The organism is Tsuneonella flava, from assembly GCF_002870965.1.
In the GTDB taxonomy this organism is placed as follows: Bacteria; Pseudomonadota; Alphaproteobacteria; order Sphingomonadales; family Sphingomonadaceae; genus Tsuneonella; species Tsuneonella flava.
This window is the reverse complement of sequence record NZ_PHSO01000004.1, coordinates 209,676-226,378: the sequence shown is the minus strand read 5'-3', so window position 1 is coordinate 226,378 and position 16,703 is coordinate 209,676. Positions and strand designations below refer to the sequence as shown.

Annotated in this window: 16 protein-coding genes; 10 read left to right on the top strand and 6 right to left on the bottom strand. The window is 59.0% G+C overall.

Annotated elements, in window-relative coordinates:
- Positions 1 to 114: 114 nt before the first annotated feature.
- The gene (locus tag CV013_RS04640; RefSeq protein ID WP_102154102.1) at positions 115 to 1,419 is read left to right on the top strand and encodes a hypothetical protein; all 1,305 of its coding nucleotides are present in this window, start codon (positions 115 to 117) and stop codon (positions 1,417 to 1,419) included.
- Between the two features lie 126 nt (positions 1,420 to 1,545).
- Here CV013_RS04640 and CV013_RS04635 read toward each other — a convergent pair whose 3' ends face one another.
- Together CV013_RS04635 and CV013_RS04630 are read right to left on the bottom strand one after the other, a co-directional pair.
- The gene (locus CV013_RS04635) at positions 1,546 to 2,256 is read right to left on the bottom strand and encodes an NYN domain-containing protein (protein WP_102154101.1); all 711 of its coding nucleotides are present in this window, start codon (positions 2,254 to 2,256) and stop codon (positions 1,546 to 1,548) included.
- A gap of 49 nt (positions 2,257 to 2,305) precedes the next feature.
- A complete protein-coding gene (locus CV013_RS04630) occupies positions 2,306 to 2,959 on the bottom strand; it encodes a carbonic anhydrase (RefSeq protein WP_102154100.1) in 654 nt (217 codons plus the stop codon).
- Between the two features lie 60 nt (positions 2,960 to 3,019).
- Here CV013_RS04630 and lipA point away from each other — a divergent pair, with 60 nt between their 5' ends.
- Together lipA and CV013_RS04620 are read left to right on the top strand one after the other, a co-directional pair.
- A complete protein-coding gene (gene lipA, locus CV013_RS04625; RefSeq protein WP_102154099.1) occupies positions 3,020 to 3,946 on the top strand; it encodes a lipoyl synthase in 927 nt (308 codons plus the stop codon).
- The gene (locus CV013_RS04620; protein ID WP_102154098.1) at positions 3,946 to 4,407 is read left to right on the top strand and encodes a type II toxin-antitoxin system RatA family toxin; all 462 of its coding nucleotides are present in this window, start codon (positions 3,946 to 3,948) and stop codon (positions 4,405 to 4,407) included. Before lipA ends, CV013_RS04620 begins: the two co-directional genes overlap by 1 nt.
- On the opposite strand, the gene CV013_RS04615 is transcribed toward CV013_RS04620, so the two are convergent.
- From CV013_RS04615 to CV013_RS04605, 3 genes are read right to left on the bottom strand one after another with little or no spacing between them, the layout of a single operon-like run.
- Positions 4,368 to 4,868, bottom strand: a complete 501-nt coding sequence (locus CV013_RS04615) for a CinA family protein (protein WP_102154097.1) — start codon at positions 4,866 to 4,868, stop codon at positions 4,368 to 4,370. The genes CV013_RS04620 and CV013_RS04615 overlap by 40 nt on opposite strands.
- The gene (locus CV013_RS04610) at positions 4,865 to 5,401 is read right to left on the bottom strand and encodes a hypothetical protein (protein ID WP_102154096.1); all 537 of its coding nucleotides are present in this window, start codon (positions 5,399 to 5,401) and stop codon (positions 4,865 to 4,867) included. Before CV013_RS04610 ends, CV013_RS04615 begins: the two co-directional genes overlap by 4 nt.
- A gap of 21 nt (positions 5,402 to 5,422) precedes the next feature.
- Entirely contained in the window at positions 5,423 to 6,571 is a 1,149-nt protein-coding gene (locus tag CV013_RS04605) for a bifunctional 2-C-methyl-D-erythritol 4-phosphate cytidylyltransferase/2-C-methyl-D-erythritol 2,4-cyclodiphosphate synthase (RefSeq protein ID WP_102154095.1), read from the bottom strand.
- A 72-nt stretch (positions 6,572 to 6,643) separates the two neighbouring features.
- On the opposite strand from CV013_RS04605, the gene dusB reads away from it, so the two are divergent.
- The 7 genes from dusB (at position 6,644) to hflX (ending at position 15,877) form a co-directional block, all read left to right on the top strand.
- Positions 6,644 to 7,660: a tRNA dihydrouridine synthase DusB gene (gene dusB, locus CV013_RS04600; protein ID WP_102154094.1), complete on the top strand. Its 1,017-nt coding sequence runs from the start codon at positions 6,644 to 6,646 to the stop codon at positions 7,658 to 7,660.
- Complete coding sequence (locus tag CV013_RS04595) at positions 7,657 to 8,721, top strand: two-component system sensor histidine kinase NtrB (RefSeq protein ID WP_223805290.1); 1,065 nt, start codon at positions 7,657 to 7,659, stop codon at positions 8,719 to 8,721. The genes dusB and CV013_RS04595 overlap by 4 nt, the downstream gene beginning before the upstream one ends.
- A gap of 5 nt (positions 8,722 to 8,726) precedes the next feature.
- Entirely contained in the window at positions 8,727 to 10,142 is a 1,416-nt protein-coding gene (locus CV013_RS04590) for a sigma-54-dependent transcriptional regulator (protein ID WP_408057008.1), read from the top strand.
- Between the two features lie 95 nt (positions 10,143 to 10,237).
- Positions 10,238 to 12,451 carry a sensor histidine kinase gene (locus CV013_RS04585; RefSeq protein ID WP_102154092.1) on the top strand — a complete coding sequence of 738 codons (2,214 nt, stop codon included), beginning with the start codon at positions 10,238 to 10,240 and terminating at the stop codon, positions 12,449 to 12,451.
- A 22-nt stretch (positions 12,452 to 12,473) separates the two neighbouring features.
- Positions 12,474 to 13,850 carry a nitrogen assimilation response regulator NtrX gene (ntrX, locus tag CV013_RS04580; RefSeq protein ID WP_102154091.1) on the top strand — a complete coding sequence of 459 codons (1,377 nt, stop codon included), beginning with the start codon at positions 12,474 to 12,476 and terminating at the stop codon, positions 13,848 to 13,850.
- 159 nt (positions 13,851 to 14,009) lie between these two features.
- Positions 14,010 to 14,558 carry an RNA chaperone Hfq gene (hfq, locus tag CV013_RS04575; protein ID WP_102154534.1) on the top strand — a complete coding sequence of 183 codons (549 nt, stop codon included), beginning with the start codon at positions 14,010 to 14,012 and terminating at the stop codon, positions 14,556 to 14,558.
- A 17-nt stretch (positions 14,559 to 14,575) separates the two neighbouring features.
- Positions 14,576 to 15,877, top strand: a complete 1,302-nt coding sequence (gene hflX, locus CV013_RS04570) for a GTPase HflX (RefSeq protein ID WP_102154090.1) — start codon at positions 14,576 to 14,578, stop codon at positions 15,875 to 15,877.
- A gap of 10 nt (positions 15,878 to 15,887) precedes the next feature.
- On the opposite strand, the gene mazG is transcribed toward hflX, so the two are convergent.
- Positions 15,888 to 16,643 (bottom strand): nucleoside triphosphate pyrophosphohydrolase, encoded by a 756-nt coding sequence (mazG, locus tag CV013_RS04565; protein WP_102154089.1) that lies wholly within the window; start codon positions 16,641 to 16,643, stop codon positions 15,888 to 15,890.
- Between the last annotated feature and the right edge of the window lie 60 nt (positions 16,644 to 16,703).

Sequence of the window (16,703 nt, the reverse complement as noted above, 5' to 3'; positions counted from 1 at the left end):
GATATCGGGTTTGCAATGTTCCATTCGACACGGCAGTAGCACTGCGAGACCGAAGCCCGCGCCATGTCGGCCGGGTCACCACTCACTCTAATAACCCCCTGGGAGATCACATTGATGCCCTTGCATTCCATCCGCCGCCCTGCCTCGCGCTTCGCTCTGGCGATCGCTTTGACCGCAGGCACTGCCGTTGGCCTTACGGCGACGGCAACACCAGCTTTTGCGGCAAAGAAGAAAGAGAAAGAAAGCGCGCCGAAAGCAAACTACTCGAAGGAATTTGTTGGCGCCTATCAGCCGTTTGCCAAGAAGCTTCAGGACGATAGCACGGACGTTGCCACGCTTCAGGCCGAACTGCCTCAGGTTGTCGCTATGGCCAAAACGCCGGATGACAACTTCGTTGCCGGCCAGATCACATATTCGGTCGGAACGAAGGCGAAAGATCTCGCCGCTCAGCGCAAGGGCCTCGATATGATGCTCGACAGTGGCAAAACGCCCGCTGAATCACTGGCGACCAACTTGTTTGCCGCATCGCAACTCGCGTATCAGGCGAAAGACTGGAATGCAGCGATTTCCCGCGCGCAGCAGTCGATTGATGCGGGCAATAACAAGGGCGATCCTGAACTTCTGATCGCAGAATCGTGGTTCGCACAAAAGCAGCCGCAGAAGGGTATCGACGCCCTGGAATTGGCGATTTCCAAGAAGGAGCAGGCTGGCGAAGCAGTGCCTGAGGCATGGATCAAGCGCGCCGTGGCAATGTCTTACGAGGGCAACCTGAAAGAGTCTGCTCTCAAATATGCCGGGCTCTACGCTGAACTTTTTCCTTCGGTGAACAGCTGGGGAGACGCGATCGCAATCGAACGCAATTTCTACGATTTTGAAGGTCAGTCGCTTCTTGATCTGATGCGTCTCTCCATGCGGACGAATTCGTTGCGTAACTCTCGGGATTACGTTGAATATTTCACTGCCGCAGACGCCCGTCGCCTGCCAGGTGAAACGCTGAAAGTTATTGATGCGGGTATCGCCGCAGGCCAACTCTCGGCAAGCGATGTTACCGTTTCGGAAGCGAAGTCGATCGCTACTTCCCGCCTCTCAGCGGACAAATCGAGTTTGCCGTCTCTCGCGAGCGATGCCGATAAAGCTGGTGCTTCTCTCGCCACTATCAATGCCGCTGGCGATGCGTTCCTTAGCTATGGCGAAGCTGCCAAGGCGGAAGGTTACTACAAGCGCGCTTTAGACAAGCCGGGTGTGGACACCCCGCGTGTGTTGACACGCCTTGGCATCGCACTCACTGACCAAGGCAAATATGCAGAGGCAGAGGAGACTTTTGCCAAGGTGCAGGGTGAGCGTCAGCCGATTGCATATCTGTGGTCGATCTATGCCAAGCAGAAGGCTGGCGGTGCTACTGCGGGCAATAGTCAGTAATTCCACCTGAAACATTGCCAAAATCAGAAACGCGGCGCTGCCCAATCAGGGTTGGCGCCGCGTTCTCTTTTTATGAAGGCTCAACGCCGGGATAATCGGCCAGCGCACGAATGAACGCGCTGACATTCAACGCAGACGTTTGACCCACAACTGCCCATCGTCGCGCCGCTCAACCTTATAATTGTCGAGCGCGCGAAAGAGGTCAGAAAGGTTCTTGAACCCGTAGTTTCGAACGTCGAAACTTGAACGGTTACCGGCGATCTGACCGACTTGCTGGAGGCGAGCGAACCCTTCGTCGTCCCGCTTGGCTTCCTTGTAAGCGGCACCGATCAGATCGAGCAGATCGGCATCAGCCGCCGCCGCAGGATTGGCCGTTTTTTCATCTTCCTTCGCGTTGCGGATCAGCTGATCGATGTCGATGAATCGTGTGCAGACCGACTTGAATGCATCCGGCGTTTTTGCACCGCCAAAGCCGTACACAACTATACCATCCTGACGTAATCGTGTGACCAGCGGTGTAAAATCACTATCCGAACTCATGATCCCGAAGCCATCGACCTTGCCCTGATAAAGTAGATCGATCGCGTCGATCGTCATTGCCATATCGGTGGCGTTCTTGCCTTTCGATATATCGAATTGCTGCTGTGGCCGAATACCATATTTATTGGTGATCCGATCCCATTTGGACAAACCCTGCTTGGCGAAATTGCCGTAAGCACGACGGATGTTGACCTGGCCCAGCTCGGCCATCACCGTCAACACCGGATCGATACCTGCGGGCGTGATATTGTCCGCGTCGATCAGAAGGGCGATATTCTTGAGGCTTTCTGAAGTCATAGCCGGTTAAATGGGCCGGATGGAGCAGGTCCGCAACCTTGGATCGCCGTTATTCGACCGGCGAGAACTCTCCACTTTCTTCATCCAGCACGTGCAACAGCCCATCGGAAATCGCAAAGAATGCTCCACGCAAAGTGAGCTTACCCCGGCTTTCCAGTTCCGAAACACAAGGAAAAGTCCGCAGGTTGGCAAGGCTGACCTTCACCCCGGCCAACTCCATCGCTTTTTCTGCTTCGCGCCCTTCGATGCCATGCTTGTGCACCACTTCTTCGCGCGCGCCATCGAGAAGTTCGATCCAATCGGCGATAAAGCCACCTTTGCCGGGTTCGGTGCCAGCCAGTTCCTGTGTCAATGCCGCCTTGCACCCGCCGCACATTCCATGACCCATCACCACAATTTCACGAACTCTCAGAACCTGCACGGCAAATTCCAAAGCAGCAGAAACACCGTGATGCCCGGGATTGGTTTCGAACGGAGGAACCATCGCGGCGACATTGCGAACGACGAAGATCTGTCCCGGATCGACATCGAATATTTGTGCTGGATCGACTCTGCTGTCGGAGCAGGCGATAACCATCACGCGCGGCTCCTGCCCTTCGCGCAATGCTGCCCATCGTTCGCGCCGCGGGTTCCACCCATTGGCACGAAAACGACGGTAACCCTCTATCAGGCTTGCGAGTTCTAAGGACGGCTTCGTATTCATCACGTGTCGGATTGCCGCATGGCATTGCCTCTGGCAAGCCCCGATACTAAGTGCACGGTCATGAACGACCTTTCATCCGCACTTCGCCCGGAACGTCAGCGCAAGCCAGACTGGATTCGCGTTAAGGCCCCCACCAGCAAGGGGTACAACGAAACGCGTAAACTGATGCGCGATCTCAGCTTGCATACGGTTTGCGAGGAAGCGGCGTGTCCGAATATTGGCGAATGCTGGACCAAGAAGCATGCGACAGTCATGATTCTGGGCGACACCTGCACCCGTGCATGTCGGTTTTGCAACATCAAGACCGGTATGCCGATGCCAGTCGATCCGTTTGAGCCGGAAAACACCGCAATCGCCGCGGCAGAAATGGGGTTGGCGCATATCGTTATCACCAGCGTTGATCGCGACGATCTGCCCGATCGTGGGGCAGGGCAGTTCGTGAAAGTCATCAAGGCTTTGCGGCGCGAGACACCGGACACAACGATTGAAATTCTGACTCCCGATTTTCGCGGAAGGATGAAGCAGTCGATTGAGGAAATCTGCGAAGCCGGGCCAGATGTGTTCAACCACAATCTGGAAACGATTCCACGGCTTTATCCCACCATCCGCCCCGGGGCGCGGTACTATGCTTCGTTGCGTTTGCTCGAAGAAGTCAAGGCGCATAATCCGCTGATTTTCACGAAGTCCGGTATCATGCTGGGATTGGGTGAGACGCGCCTGGAAGTTCATCAGGTGATGGATGATATGCGGAGCGCGGACATCGATTTCATAACGATGGGGCAATATCTTCAGCCCACGCCCAAACACGCAAAGGTCGAGGAGTTCGTCGATCCCAAGGCCTTCGCAGCCTATGGATCGATCGCACGCGCAAAGGGGTTTTTGCAGGTTGCAGCCACTCCGCTGACCCGATCAAGCTATCACGCAGGCGATGATTTCGCAGAAATGAAAGCAGCCCGCGAAGCAAAACTGGCTAAGCGTCAGGCCTGATGCCGGGCATTCGCGAAGTACGGCGCTTGCCTTACAGTGCTGGCCAGATGTTTGATCTGGTCGCTGACGTCGGTGATTACAGCGAATTTCTGCCTTGGGTGGTTGCAACGCGTATCCGGTCGGACAGTGAAACTGAAATGGTTGCCGACATGCTCGTTGGGTTCAAGGCGTTGCGGGAAAAGTTCACTTCGCGCGTGAGGAAGAATCGCCCACATCGGATAGAGGTCCAGTATATCGACGGTCCGATGAAGGATCTGGATAACGTCTGGACTTTCACGGATTTACCGGATGGCGGGTGCGAAGTCGATTTTGCAGTCGATTTCACATTTCGCAACAGGATGTTCGAGGCACTCGCTGGCCAGTATTTCGATCGCGCATTTCGCAAAATGGTCGCTGCATTCGAAGCCCGCGCCGATGCCCTTTATGGCAACAACAGTTCGAGCGCGCAGAGCGTTGCCTGACGGCGGACTTCACCGCGCGATTGTCCGTCGAACAGCTTCATTTCACCCTCTGGCTCACCGTCTTTGCCGCGAAGTGCGCGGGCAAAAACAACTGTGCCGACAGGTTTCAACTCGGTTCCGCCGTCTGGGCCAGCAACACCGCTGATCGCCACCGCCACATCGGCCCCGCTTTTTTCCAAAGCTCCCTGAGCCATCGCCCATACACATGCGATGGATACGGCGCCAAACGTTTCGATCAGTTCGCTCGATACACCGAGCGTTTCTTGTTTTGCTTGATTCGAATAAGTCACAAAGCCGCGATCGAGGACAGCGGAAGAGCCGGGTATTTCCGTAACGGCTGCGGCGACCAGGCCGCCAGTACAGCTTTCTGCAGTGACTACTTTGCGCCCGAGACGAGCATTTTCGTCCACCACTTTCTGAGCGAGTTCGACAATCTCGTCAGGCAAAACAGATCCGGTCATTCCTGCGGCTCCTTACAAACCGACGGGTTTTTAACTTTTGCCACCGATGCAATGAAGGCCACCAGGTTGGCAACATCGTTCGGTTCGATGGGTGAAAAAACCTGCAGGGCTTCTTCATAATTTGCGCAGTCATCCACCTTGATCGCGTTGCGAATTTTCGTTCCGAACATGGCAGTGGCAAGTGGCCTTACCGCCTCGTCTGGAAAGGCCGAGAAGTCGAATGGATCATCGGCTTCGGCAGGCCTTCCGTTCCGTGCAAACTTGAACAATGCGCGTCGTGCGTTGGGCCATTCTTTATCTGACATAGCTGCGTAACGCTCTCGCATCTCGGCTGCGCCTCTCGCCAGAAAGCCGTCTGGCGAGAGGCGGGCACTGCATGCCTGATCCACACTGTCGATCGCAATAGGCATCATATACATCACCAAACTGCCAACTTCTCGCTTGGAGATGCAGTCCTGCGCCAGCGAGACTTGCGGTTGCGCCAAAGCAATCAAAGCGGCCGCACCACCGATCAGTTGGGTTCGGACATTCATCAAAAATTCCCTTCGCAGGCTCTAAAAAGCCAAAACCGTCGCCACTGCTTGCGCGGCGATTCCTTCGCTGCGCCCTGCAAAACCAAGCCGCTCCGTCGTCGTAGCCTTTACACTTATCAGGCTGGCCTCCACGCCCGCAATTTCCGCAAGCTTGTCTCGCATGGCAAGGCGGTGTGGCCCGATTTTCGGTTCTTCGCAAATCAGTGTAAGATCGATGTTGCCGATCCGGTATCCGGCGGCAGCAACCTGCTCGACAGCGTGTTCAACAAAGCGGAAGGAAGGCGCGCCCTGCCATTGCGGATCGCTTGGTGGAAAATGGGAACCAATATCGCCGGCGCCAACCGCCCCTAGCAAGGCGTCGACAACAGCATGGAGCGCCACATCGGCATCGCTGTGCCCGGACAAACCTCTGGAATGCGGTATCTGTATGCCGCATAGCCACAGATCCTCGCCGCCGACCAGCCGGTGTACGTCGAATCCCGTGCCAGTACGCACGGGGGGAGGCGCGCTTAAAAAATCTTCGGCAAAGGTCAATTTGGCCAACCTCTCATCCCCTTTGACAAGGCGGACTACTCCGCCACTGGCACGCAAAACCTGCGCGTCATCCCCGGCAGTGGGTTCTTTTTGCCAAGATGCATGGGCATCGAGAATATCGAGGTAGCGGAATGCCTGCGGAGTCTGCACCCGACGGAGCACGTCGCGATCCGCCGTACCCGCCATTGTCCGGCCTTCATCGATAACCAGGCTGTCCACCACCGGCAGAACCGGAATCGCACCGGGATGATCCGTTATTTCCTGTAAAAGCCACTCGATGACGGGGCGCTGTAAGTCGGGGCGCGCGGCATCATGGATCAGAACGCGCTCTGGATTGTCGGGCTTTAAAGCCTGAAGGCCCGCGGCCACTGACTCCTGCCGCGTCGCTCCGCCCGGGACGAGGCGATATCCATCAAGGCCGCGCAACGCGTCTTCCGCCAGAGCCTCGCAATCGGGCGGGATCACGACAATAACCGGCACAGCCCCGTTGGCGAGAAAAGCTTCGACCGAATGCCGTACGACGGGCTTGCCTCGCCATAAAACAAACTGTTTGGGAATTGGCTGGCCGGCGCGCTGGCCTTTTCCAGCGGCAACCACGATCGCCGCATATGAGGGGAGGGGGGCAGCTTCGGCCATCACTCAGCGCGCTAACGCCTTGCACGCAAATGGGCAATCCACTATGCGCTGCCTAAATTTTAGGCACACTATATGACGGATACTCCCCCTCCTTTGACGCTTAAGCCGATTCAGGTCGGGCCGGTGACGATTGAATCGCCTGTCGTCCTCGCTCCGATGACAGGTGTGACCGACTTGCCTTTTCGCGCTCTGGTGCGTCGGTACGGTTCTGGCCTTAACGTGACCGAAATGATCGCAAGCGAGGCGGCGATCCGCGAAACACGCCAGTCGATTCAAAAGGCAGCCTGGGCGCCGATAGAAGACCCCGTTTCCATGCAGCTTGTCGGTTGCGACCCTTATTCAATGGGCGAAGCCGCGAAGCTTCAGGAAGATAATGGTGCGGCGATCATCGATATCAACTTCGGTTGCCCGGTTCGAAAAGTTGTCGGCCAACTCGCCGGGTCAGCATTGATGCGGGAAGTGCCGCTTGCCACCCGCCTGATGGAGGCGACCGTCAAGGCAGTCGATGTCCCTGTGACGGTCAAGATGCGGATGGGCTGGGATCATGACAGCCTCAACGCGCCCGAACTCGCCCGAATTGCCGAAGATCTGGGCGTGAAGATGATAACGGTTCACGGGCGCACACGGAACCAGATGTATAAGGGCAGCGCCGACTGGGCTTTCGTGGAAAAGGTGAAGCAGGCGGTTTCGATCCCGGTCATCGTGAACGGCGATATTTGCACCATCGAAGATGCTGAAAGGGCCCTGCGGGAATCCGGTGCCGATGGCGTGATGATAGGTCGCGGAGCCTATGGTAAACCGTGGCTGTTGGGGCAGATAATGCATTGGCTTCGTACGGGAGAGGCGCTTGCCGCCCCCGATCTGGTCGAGCAGCATGGGGTACTGAGAGAGCATTATGATGCCATGCTTGAACACTACGGCGACGATGTCGGCGTCAAGATGGCGCGTAAGCATCTGGGATGGTACACGAAAGGACTGCACGGGTCGGCAGAATTCCGCAACAAAGTCAACTTCATCGACGATCCCAGGCAAGTGCGTGGCGAGATCGACCGGTTCTACGAACCTTTCTTCGAACGCAGAGCGGCATGACCTCGCCTATGGCGCCGCCTCCAAGCTTGCGTTCGCAGGTCAATGGGCTGGTGTTCGCAATGCTCTTGCTGGACCCGGATATGCAGATTGCCGAGGCAAATCCTGCGGCGGAAGATATGCTTGGCCAGAGTGCGCGGCGGCTGGTTGGCAAGCCGATATACGATGTCCTGACAATTCCCGACCCGCGGGTCGCTTCTCATGCGCGACAGCCGGAGGGGCGACTGGTTGCGCGAAGCGTGGCGATTTCGACGGCAACGGGCGAAAGGCGAGTCAATCTGACGCTGTCGCCGCTGGTCGCTCATAAGGGGTGGCGCGTGCTAACCCTTTCAGATTCCGGGCAAGATGACATGGGGGAGGATGACCCACGCGAAGCAGGTTTGCGTGCGCCCGCGGTGCTGGCGCATGAGATCAAAAACCCGCTGGCGGCGATCCGTGGGGCGGGGCAGTTGCTGGCCCGTAAGCTCGATCCGAAAGACCGCCCGCTGGCCAATGTGATATCGAACGAAGTCGATCGCATCGCATCATTAATTGATAGAATGCAACGACTTGGCAGCGCATCTTCAGAGCCCAATGCCCCCCTGAATCTGCATATCGCCATCCGTAATGCGCTCTCGACGGTGCGGGCGGCGGATCGCACCGCTGTTCCCATTCGCGAAGAGTTCGATCCATCGTTGCCGGCCGTGATGGGCAATGAAGATGCGCTGGAACAAGTAGTTATCAACCTCGTCAGCAACGCGTGCGACGCATGTGCGGAAATGGATCACCCACATGTTATCGTCCGTACACGTTACATAAGTGGTTTAATTTTCAACGCAATTCGCCCCGGAAGGTCTGTCAGGCTGCCAATTGAACTGACAATCACCGATAATGGTCCCGGAATTGATCCAAAGCTGCGCGAATTCGTGTTCGAACCGTTTGTCACCTCCAAAAAGAGCGGGCAGGGCCTCGGTCTGGCGCTGGTGCGACGGCTTGTGCGGGACATGGAAGGCCGCATCACACACGAGCGGGATGAGCGCGAAGGCCTGACCCATTTCCGCGTCCATCTTCCAGTCGCCAGATAAGGGGCATGCACGTGGGACAGAAAATTCTACTGGTCGAAGACGACGCTTCGATCGCCACCGTGATTACCGCTGCGCTGGAGGAAGATGGTTTCGCCGTCGATCGGGCGGAAAGCATCGTGGGCCGGGATCGGTTGCTGGCCCAGCACCGCTATGCCGCGATGCTGACCGATGTGGTGCTGGAAGATGGCGATGGGATCGCCAGCCTGGATCCGGTGCGTGCCGAAAACCCCGATTTACCGATCATCGTGCTGTCGGCGCAAAACACGCTCGACACCGCCGTGCGGGCGACCGAAATCGCAGCGTTCGAATATTTTCCCAAACCGTTCGACCTCGACGAACTGGTCCATGCGGTGAAGCAGGCGGCCCGGCAATCGGGGGTTCTGAGCACGCCCGACGCCGGTGAGCACGATGGGGGGCTGCCGCTGGTCGGTCGCAGTCAGGCGATGCAGGGCGTCTATCGCATGATTACCCGCGTTCTGCGGAACGATCTGACTGTGCTGGTGCTGGGCGAATCGGGCACGGGCAAGGAACTGGTGGCGGAGGCCATTCATCAACTGGGCCACCGCAAATCGGGACCGTTTATCGCGGTCAACGCCGCCGCGATCCCGCACGAGCTGATCGAGAGCGAGCTGTTCGGTCACGAGAAGGGCGCGTTCACCGGCGCCGTCAGTCAAGCCATCGGCAAGTTCGAGCAAGCCAATGGCGGCACCCTGTTCCTCGACGAAATCGGCGACATGCCGCTGGAGGCGCAGACCCGTTTGCTGCGGGCGCTGCAATCGGGCGCGATCCGCCGGGTCGGCGGGCGTCAGGAAATTGCGATCGATGTTCGCATCGTCGCCGCGACCAATCGCGATCTCGAACCGATGATCGCCGCCGGTCGCTTCCGCGAAGACCTGTATTACCGGCTGAACGTGGTTCCCATCACTCTCCCGCCGTTGAGAGAGCGGCGGGACGATATTCCCGCGCTGGTCAATCACTTCCTGACGCAAGCGGCATCGGAGGGCCTCGCCCGCCACACGATCGACGATGGCGCGCTCGCTCGGTTAAGCCGGTTCGGGTGGCCGGGAAATGTCCGCGAACTGAAAAACGCCGTCTATCGCCTTGCGCTGATGGCGCGGAACGACGTGATCGACGGCGAGACCGTCCTGTCGGTTCTGGGCGAACCGCGAGAGACAACCCCGGTCAGCGCAGAATCGGGCTTCGCCACTGTGCTAAGCGACTGGCTGCGTTCGAACGAATTGCCCTCTGGCACGCTCTATCACGCGGCGGTTGCCGAAATCGAACGGCCACTGTTCGAACATGTCCTGTCGCAGACCGGCGGGAATCAGGTGCAGGCCGCGAAAATCCTTGGTATCAATCGCAATACCCTGCGAAAACGCCTGACCGATCTAGCCATCGATCCCGACGCTTGCGGCGATTGAGATGGATTGGGTAGCGGTCGGCCGGGCGAAAATCCGGCCCCGACGGGCGAAAACTTCTTGCAAAATTGCAACAGTGCTATTGTAAGCGAGCAACGATGGCCGATTTGCCAGCTCACACTTCCCAGAAAAGTCCGCGTTGGCGGCGTCGGCTGCTTGTTGCAGCGGGCCGCGCGAACCTGTTCGGAATTCTGGAAATTATCGCCGCGCTGGCGACTATCGCAATGGTCTGGGTCGACTGGCTGACGTTTTCTCAGGCCCCCGAATCCAATCAGGCACCGCCTATCGGCAACGTTGCGTTGCTGCTGATTGCGACGCTGATCCCGGCGATGACGCTGCTGGTCCTGCTGGGCAGGCGGCTGGCATTGCGGCGCGCAGCGGGCGGCACCGCGCAAATGCATGTGCGGCTGGTGTTCTTCTTCTCGCTGATCGCCGCTGTGCCGACATTGCTGGTCGCGGGCTTTGCCGCGGTGCTGTTCCAGTCGGGGGTGGATTTCTGGTTTTCCGACAATTCGCGCGGGCTGATGCAGAATGCCGATGCACTGGCGCGGGGGTATTACGAACAAAACCAGCTGCAAGTGGCGAATAACACCGTCACGATGGCATCGGACATCCGCTATTATCTCGAAAGCCTGAAACTGACCGACCCGGATTTCGCGGATGCCTATATCCTTCAGGTGCAGGGGCGCGAACTGAACGAATCCGCTATCCTCCAGCGAATGCCCGACGGTTCGCTACGCACCGCTGCGATTGCCGGCTTGCAACCCGATAACGAACCGCAGAAACTGGCGAAGATTGCGCTGCCGCGGCTCGAAAAGGGGGAGCCGGTGGTGGTGCGTGGCAATCCGACCCGGATCGAAGCGATGGTTCCGGTCGATCTGAAAGCCGGGATTTTCCTCTACAACGCGCGCAATACGCAGGCGCTGGCATTCAGCCAATGGCGCCACGCGCAGGCGGTGGCGACCGGTTATGACGCGTTGACCAAGCGGGCACAGACGATCCAGTTGCGGTTCAATCTGGCGCTGTTTTTCGTCAGCCTGTTTCTGGTCGGGCTGGCGGTGTGGTTTGCCCTGCGGATCGCGGATCGTCAGGTGAAGCCGTTGACGCAACTGGTCGATGCCGCAGAGAAAGTGGGCGCGGGCAATTTCGCCATGCGGGTGGAAGGGCGCACCGGCACCGATGAAATCGGCATGCTCAACCGGGCATTCAACCGGATGACATCGCAGCTTGAAAAACAGACCGATGCGCTGGTGTCCGCCAATCGCCAGCTCGACGAACGCCGGGCATTTATCGAAGCGGTGCTGGAATCGATCACTGCCGGGATCGTCACGGTGGACGATGATGCGCGCATCCTGCTGATGAACAGTTCGGCAAAGGCACTGCTGCTGAACGCCGAAACGGGCGAGGGCGCCCCTCTGTCGCTCGATGAAGTGGCGCCGCAGATGGCGGCCCTGATCGAAGCGCGTCTGGCAAGCGGGATTGTCAGCTATAACAAGAATGGCGACCTGTTGACGCTGGCGGTGAAAGTGGCCGAAGCACCCGAAGGGCGGGTGATTACGTTCGAAGATATCACGCGCCAGTTGCTCGATCAGCGGCAGGCCGCATGGTCGGATGTCGCGCGGCGGATCGCGCACGAGATCAAGAACCCGCTTACTCCGATCCAGCTCGCAACCGAACGGCTCAAGCGCCGTTACCGCAAGCAGATCGAAACCGATGGCGAGCTGTTCGACGAACTGACCAGCACGATCGTTCGTCAGGTGGGCGATTTGCGGAAGATGGTGGACGAATTCTCCAGCTTCGCGCGTTTGCCCAAGCCGGTGTTCCGTTCCGAAGACGCGCTCGATCTGGTGCGCCAGTCGCTGTTCCTGCAGGAAGTCGGGCACCCGGAGATTAGCTATTTGCTGTCGAGCCAGCCCGAAGGGCCGATGCAGGCAGCGTGCGACCGGCATCAGCTTGGCCAGGCGATGACCAACGTACTCAAGAACGCGGCGGAGGCGGTGGACGCCCGCGCCCGTTCGGCAGAGCCGGATTATCGCGGGCGGATCGCAGTGGATGTGACCGCTACAGACGACCGGATCACAATTGTCGTTACAGATAACGGCGTCGGTCTGCCGCAGGATCGGGAACGGATCGTCGAACCTTACGTCACTACACGTGACAAGGGCACCGGTCTGGGCCTCGCCATCGTCAACAAGATTGTCGAGGAACACGGCGGCGAAATGACATTCGCCAGTGTGCCCGGCGGCGGCACGGCGGTCACCATGCGGTTCGCGCGCGATCCGCGCATCTCCGGGCCGACAGAAGAAGAATGATAAAATTTAAGGAGACTGCGTCATGGCGCTCGACATTCTGATCGTCGACGACGAACGCGATATCCGCGAACTGGTCGCGGGCGTATTGAGCGACGAAGGCTACGAATGCCGCACTGCGGGCGACAGCACCAGCGCGCTCAAGGCCGTGGACGAGCGACGCCCCAGCCTCGTCCTGCTCGACGTGTGGCTCCACGGTAGCCCGATGGACGGGCTGGAAGTGCTTGACGAAATCAAGAAGCGCGAACCCGAACTGCCGGTGCTGATTTTCTCCGGCCACGGCAATATCGACACCGCCGTCAGCGCGGTGAGCCGGGGCGCAGTCGATTTCATCGAAAAGCCGTTCGAAGCGGAAAAGTTGCTGCTGCTGGTACAGCGCGCGACCGAGACAGAGCGCTTGCGGCGCGAGAACACGCGGTTGCGGCAAGGCTTTTCACGGGGGGAGGAATTCACCGGTAATTCGTCTGCCATCAATGTCGTGCGCGCCACGCTGAAGCGGGTGGCCGGAACGGGCAGCCGTGTGCTCATCAGCGGCCCTGCCGGGGCGGGGAAGGAAGTCGCCGCGCGCCTGCTGCATTCGTGGAGCACGCGTTCGGACGGGGCGTTCGTGATCGTCAATTCCGCCCGCATCACGCCGGAACGGTTCGAACAGGAACTGTTCGGGGAAGAAAGCGATGGCAAGCTGGTGCGGCCTGGATTGCTGGAGATGGCCGATGGCGGCACGCTCTATCTCGATGAAGTGGCCGATATGCCGCTGTCGACGCAGGCCCGCATCCTGCGCGTTCTGACCGAACAGAGCTTTGTCCGTGTCGGTGGCAACCGCCAGATCGGCGTCGATGTGCGGGTTGTGTCCTCCACGTCGCGCGATTTGCAGCAGGAGATGGAAGAAAAGCGGTTCCGCGAAGATCTGTTCTACCGCCTCAATGTCGTGCCGGTCGCGATTCCCTCGCTGGCGGAGCGGCGCGACGATATCCCTGCCTTGGCCGAACATTTCTTCACCCGCTATGCCGCCGAACAGGGGATCGATCCGCCCGACATCAGCGAAGAAGCGATTGCCGCGCTGCAGGCATATGACTGGCCGGGCAATGTCCGCCAGCTTCGCAATGTGGTGGAACGCACGATCATCCTCACCCCGCGCGAAGATTTCCGCACGGTGGAGGCAGAAATGCTGCCGAGCGAGGTTTCGGGCGGGAAGCTGGGTGGCGGGGGCAGCCTCGGCACGCTGATGGGCCTGCCGCTGCGCGATGCGCGCGAGAGTTTCGAACGCGAGTATCTCACTATCCAGATCCGCCGCTTTTCAGGCAATATCTCGAAAACGGCGACATTTATCGGGATGGAGCGCTCTGCATTGCACCGCAAACTCAAGCTGCTCGGCCTGACGGATCGACGCGGCGAGGAGTAACGGCTGCACGGATTGCGGGAACGCCGTGGCAGCAAAACGGTTGGCATTTGCAGCCGGATCGTCATAATCGTTCGCGATACATCGGCTTTGCCCGGAATCCGGGCCAGCCAGATCGCGCCTTTCCATCGGGACAGGCGCCAAAAAGAAGGAGATAAAATAATGACAACCTCCCGCACACTGAGCGCGCGACCACGGCCCCCGAAGGCACCCGAACCGGCGCCGGAGCCGCAGGGCAAGCAGACCAGCTTGCAGGATGCCTTCCTCAATCACCTGCGGAAGAACAAAGTGCCTGTGACCATGTTTCTGGTCAAAGGTGTGAAACTTCAGGGTATTGTCACGTGGTTCGATAATTTTTCGATCCTGCTGCGCCGCGATGGTCAGTCTCAGCTTGTGTACAAGCACGCGATTTCGACCATCATGCCAAGCACGCCGATCGACGCCAACCAGTACGCCAGTCAGGATACCAACCGTAAGCAACGCCTGCTGCAGGACGTGTTCCTGGGCCGCGTGCGCGAGGCGGAAGTTCAGGTGACGATGTTTCTCGTCAATGGCGTGATGTTGCAGGGGGTGATTGCCGCTTACGATCTGTTCTGCGTCATGCTCGAACGCGAAGGCTATGTGCAACTGGCGTACAAGCACGCTGTCTCGACCGTCCAGCCCGCAACCGCGGTGGACCTGTCGGAAGATTGGGAAGGCGACGAAGACTGAGCTTCGATGACGATCTGATGGGCGAGGTGTCGCGCGGTGCGCGCGCTCTCGTCGTGTGCCCCGACATTCGCGGCCGCCACCACGATCTCGATGCCGAGGCGCGGTTGGAGGAGGCATGCGGGCTTGCTCTCGCCATCGGCATTGTCGTGGCGGAAGGGTTCGTGCTGCCTGTGCGCGATGTGAAGCCGGGCACTTTGTTCGGTTCGGGGCAGGTCGATTCGATCCTGACCAAATGCGAGCTGGAACAAGCGGAGCTGGTCGTTATCGACGGCGCGCTCAGCCCGATTCAGCAGCGCAATCTGGAAGACAAGCTGAAGCGGAAAGTGATCGACCGGACCGGTCTGATCCTCGAAATCTTTGGCGAACGGGCCGCCACGGCGGAAGGGCGCCTTCAGGTGGAGCTTGCCCACCTCGATTACCAGCAAAGCCGCCTCGTTCGTTCATGGACCCACCTTGAACGGCAGCGCGGGGGCTTCGGCTTTCTCGGCGGGCCGGGCGAGACCCAGATCGAGGCCGACCGCCGCATGATCCGCCAACGCATGTCGCGGCTGCGGAAAGAGCTGGAATCGGTCCGTCGCACCCGTGCCTTGCATCGCGATCGGCGGGGCAGGGCGCCCTGGCCCGTGATCGCTCTGGTTGGCTATACCAATGCTGGAAAGTCTACTTTATTCAATAAGTTGACGGGTTCTGACGTCATGGCGGAAGACCTGCTTTTCGCCACGCTGGATCCCACGATGCGCGCCATCAGCTTGCCGGGGGTGGAAAAGGCGATTCTGTCGGACACCGTCGGGTTCATTTCCGACCTGCCGACCCAGCTTGTCGCTGCATTCCGGGCCACGCTGGAAGAGGTCACCGGGGCCGATCTGATCCTGCACGTGCGCGACATCGCCAACCCGTCCTCCGCCGCTCAAAAAACGCAAGTGCTGGAAGTGCTGGCCGATCTGGGCGTGACGGAAAACGACAGCGGGGAAGGGGCGATCCCCATTATGGAGGTGTGGAACAAGGTCGATCTGCTGCCACCGGACGACGCGGCAGAATTGCGCGCTGTGGCAGAAGGCGATCCGATGGTGCAGGCGATCTCCGCAGTAACGGGGGAGGGTGTTGACGATCTTCTGACCCGGCTTGGCGAAGTTCTCACCGCCGGTGCGCGGGTCCATGAACTGGTTATTCCGGCCAGCGCGGGACGCCGGATCGCCTGGCTTCATGCTCACGGCGAAGTGTTGAGCGAAGTTGATGCCGGCAATGGGCCGCAAGGTCCGTTGCGGCGATTGACCGTGCGGCTCAACCCCAAAGAATTCGGCCAGTTTGAAACGCTTTAATCCGCAAACTTCATCCGCGTTCTGCGCGTTTGACTTCCTGCCATAAGGCTTCTTGCTGATCGAGAGAGAGGCTGTCGAACTGCCCCTCTGCCAGATCTTCCATCGCCCGATATCTCCGTTCGAACTTGGCATTGGCTGCGCGCAGCGCCTCTTCCGCGCCGATCCCATAGGACCGGACCAGATTGACCGCGGCGAACAGCAAATCGCCCGCTTCCTCAACCTGCTCGTCCTGGGGCGCTGCAGTCAGCTCGTCGATTTCCTCGTGCAGTTTTGCCCGCGGGCCATCGTGGTCCGGCCAGTCGAACCCATGGCGGGCGGCGCGTTTTTGTAGCTTTTCCGCGCGCAACAACGCGGGAAGGGCGCGTGCCACACCGTCCATCGCGCTGGTCGCACCATCCGATTGCCGCTCCGCCGCCTTGATGTCTTCCCAGCGGCGCTCGTTCATCGTGCCGGTTTCACCGCCGAAGATATGCGGATGGCGCGCTTCCATCTTGTCGCTGATGGCGCGTGCAACATCCTCGAAAGCGAAATGGCCGGCTTCTTCGGCCATCCGGCTGTGGAACACGACCTGAAACAGCAAATCGCCCAGTTCGCCGCGCAATTCATCGAACGCCTCGCGCTCGATCGCGTCGGAAACTTCGTAAGCTTCTTCGATCGTGTACGGCGCAATCGTAGCGAACGTTTGCGCTTGGTCCCATTCACAACCGCGCACCGGATCGCGCAGTGTTGCCATAATCGTGAGAATGCGGCTGATCTGATCGGTCACGGTTCTGTCGCTATCCCAATTCCATTAGCACGATAATATATATTATGTTAAATGAAGGAT

What these genes read in the sequence shown, in the direction of transcription:
- CV013_RS04620 (WP_102154098.1), top strand. Translation starts at nt 3,946, where the DNA reads ATGCCGGGCATTCGCGAAGTACGGCGCTTGCCTTACAGTGCTGGCCAG.
- dusB (WP_102154094.1), top strand. Translation starts at nt 6,644, where the DNA reads ATGACGGATACTCCCCCTCCTTTGACGCTTAAGCCGATTCAGGTCGGG.
- CV013_RS04595 (WP_223805290.1), top strand. Translation starts at nt 7,657, where the DNA reads ATGACCTCGCCTATGGCGCCGCCTCCAAGCTTGCGTTCGCAGGTCAAT.
- lipA (WP_102154099.1), top strand. Translation starts at nt 3,020, where the DNA reads ATGAACGACCTTTCATCCGCACTTCGCCCGGAACGTCAGCGCAAGCCA.
- CV013_RS04630 (WP_102154100.1), bottom strand. Translation starts at nt 2,959, where the DNA reads ATGAATACGAAGCCGTCCTTAGAACTCGCAAGCCTGATAGAGGGTTAC.
- CV013_RS04640 (WP_102154102.1), top strand. Translation starts at nt 115, where the DNA reads ATGCCCTTGCATTCCATCCGCCGCCCTGCCTCGCGCTTCGCTCTGGCG.
- CV013_RS04590 (WP_408057008.1), top strand. Translation starts at nt 8,727, where the DNA reads ATGCACGTGGGACAGAAAATTCTACTGGTCGAAGACGACGCTTCGATC.
- ntrX (WP_102154091.1), top strand. Translation starts at nt 12,474, where the DNA reads ATGGCGCTCGACATTCTGATCGTCGACGACGAACGCGATATCCGCGAA.
- CV013_RS04610 (WP_102154096.1), bottom strand. Translation starts at nt 5,401, where the DNA reads ATGAATGTCCGAACCCAACTGATCGGTGGTGCGGCCGCTTTGATTGCT.
- CV013_RS04605 (WP_102154095.1), bottom strand. Translation starts at nt 6,571, where the DNA reads ATGGCCGAAGCTGCCCCCCTCCCCTCATATGCGGCGATCGTGGTTGCC.
- hfq (WP_102154534.1), top strand. Translation starts at nt 14,010, where the DNA reads ATGACAACCTCCCGCACACTGAGCGCGCGACCACGGCCCCCGAAGGCA.
- CV013_RS04585 (WP_102154092.1), top strand. Translation starts at nt 10,238, where the DNA reads ATGGCCGATTTGCCAGCTCACACTTCCCAGAAAAGTCCGCGTTGGCGG.
- CV013_RS04635 (WP_102154101.1), bottom strand. Translation starts at nt 2,256, where the DNA reads ATGACTTCAGAAAGCCTCAAGAATATCGCCCTTCTGATCGACGCGGAC.
- hflX (WP_102154090.1), top strand. Translation starts at nt 14,576, where the DNA reads ATGGGCGAGGTGTCGCGCGGTGCGCGCGCTCTCGTCGTGTGCCCCGAC.
- CV013_RS04615 (WP_102154097.1), bottom strand. Translation starts at nt 4,868, where the DNA reads ATGACCGGATCTGTTTTGCCTGACGAGATTGTCGAACTCGCTCAGAAA.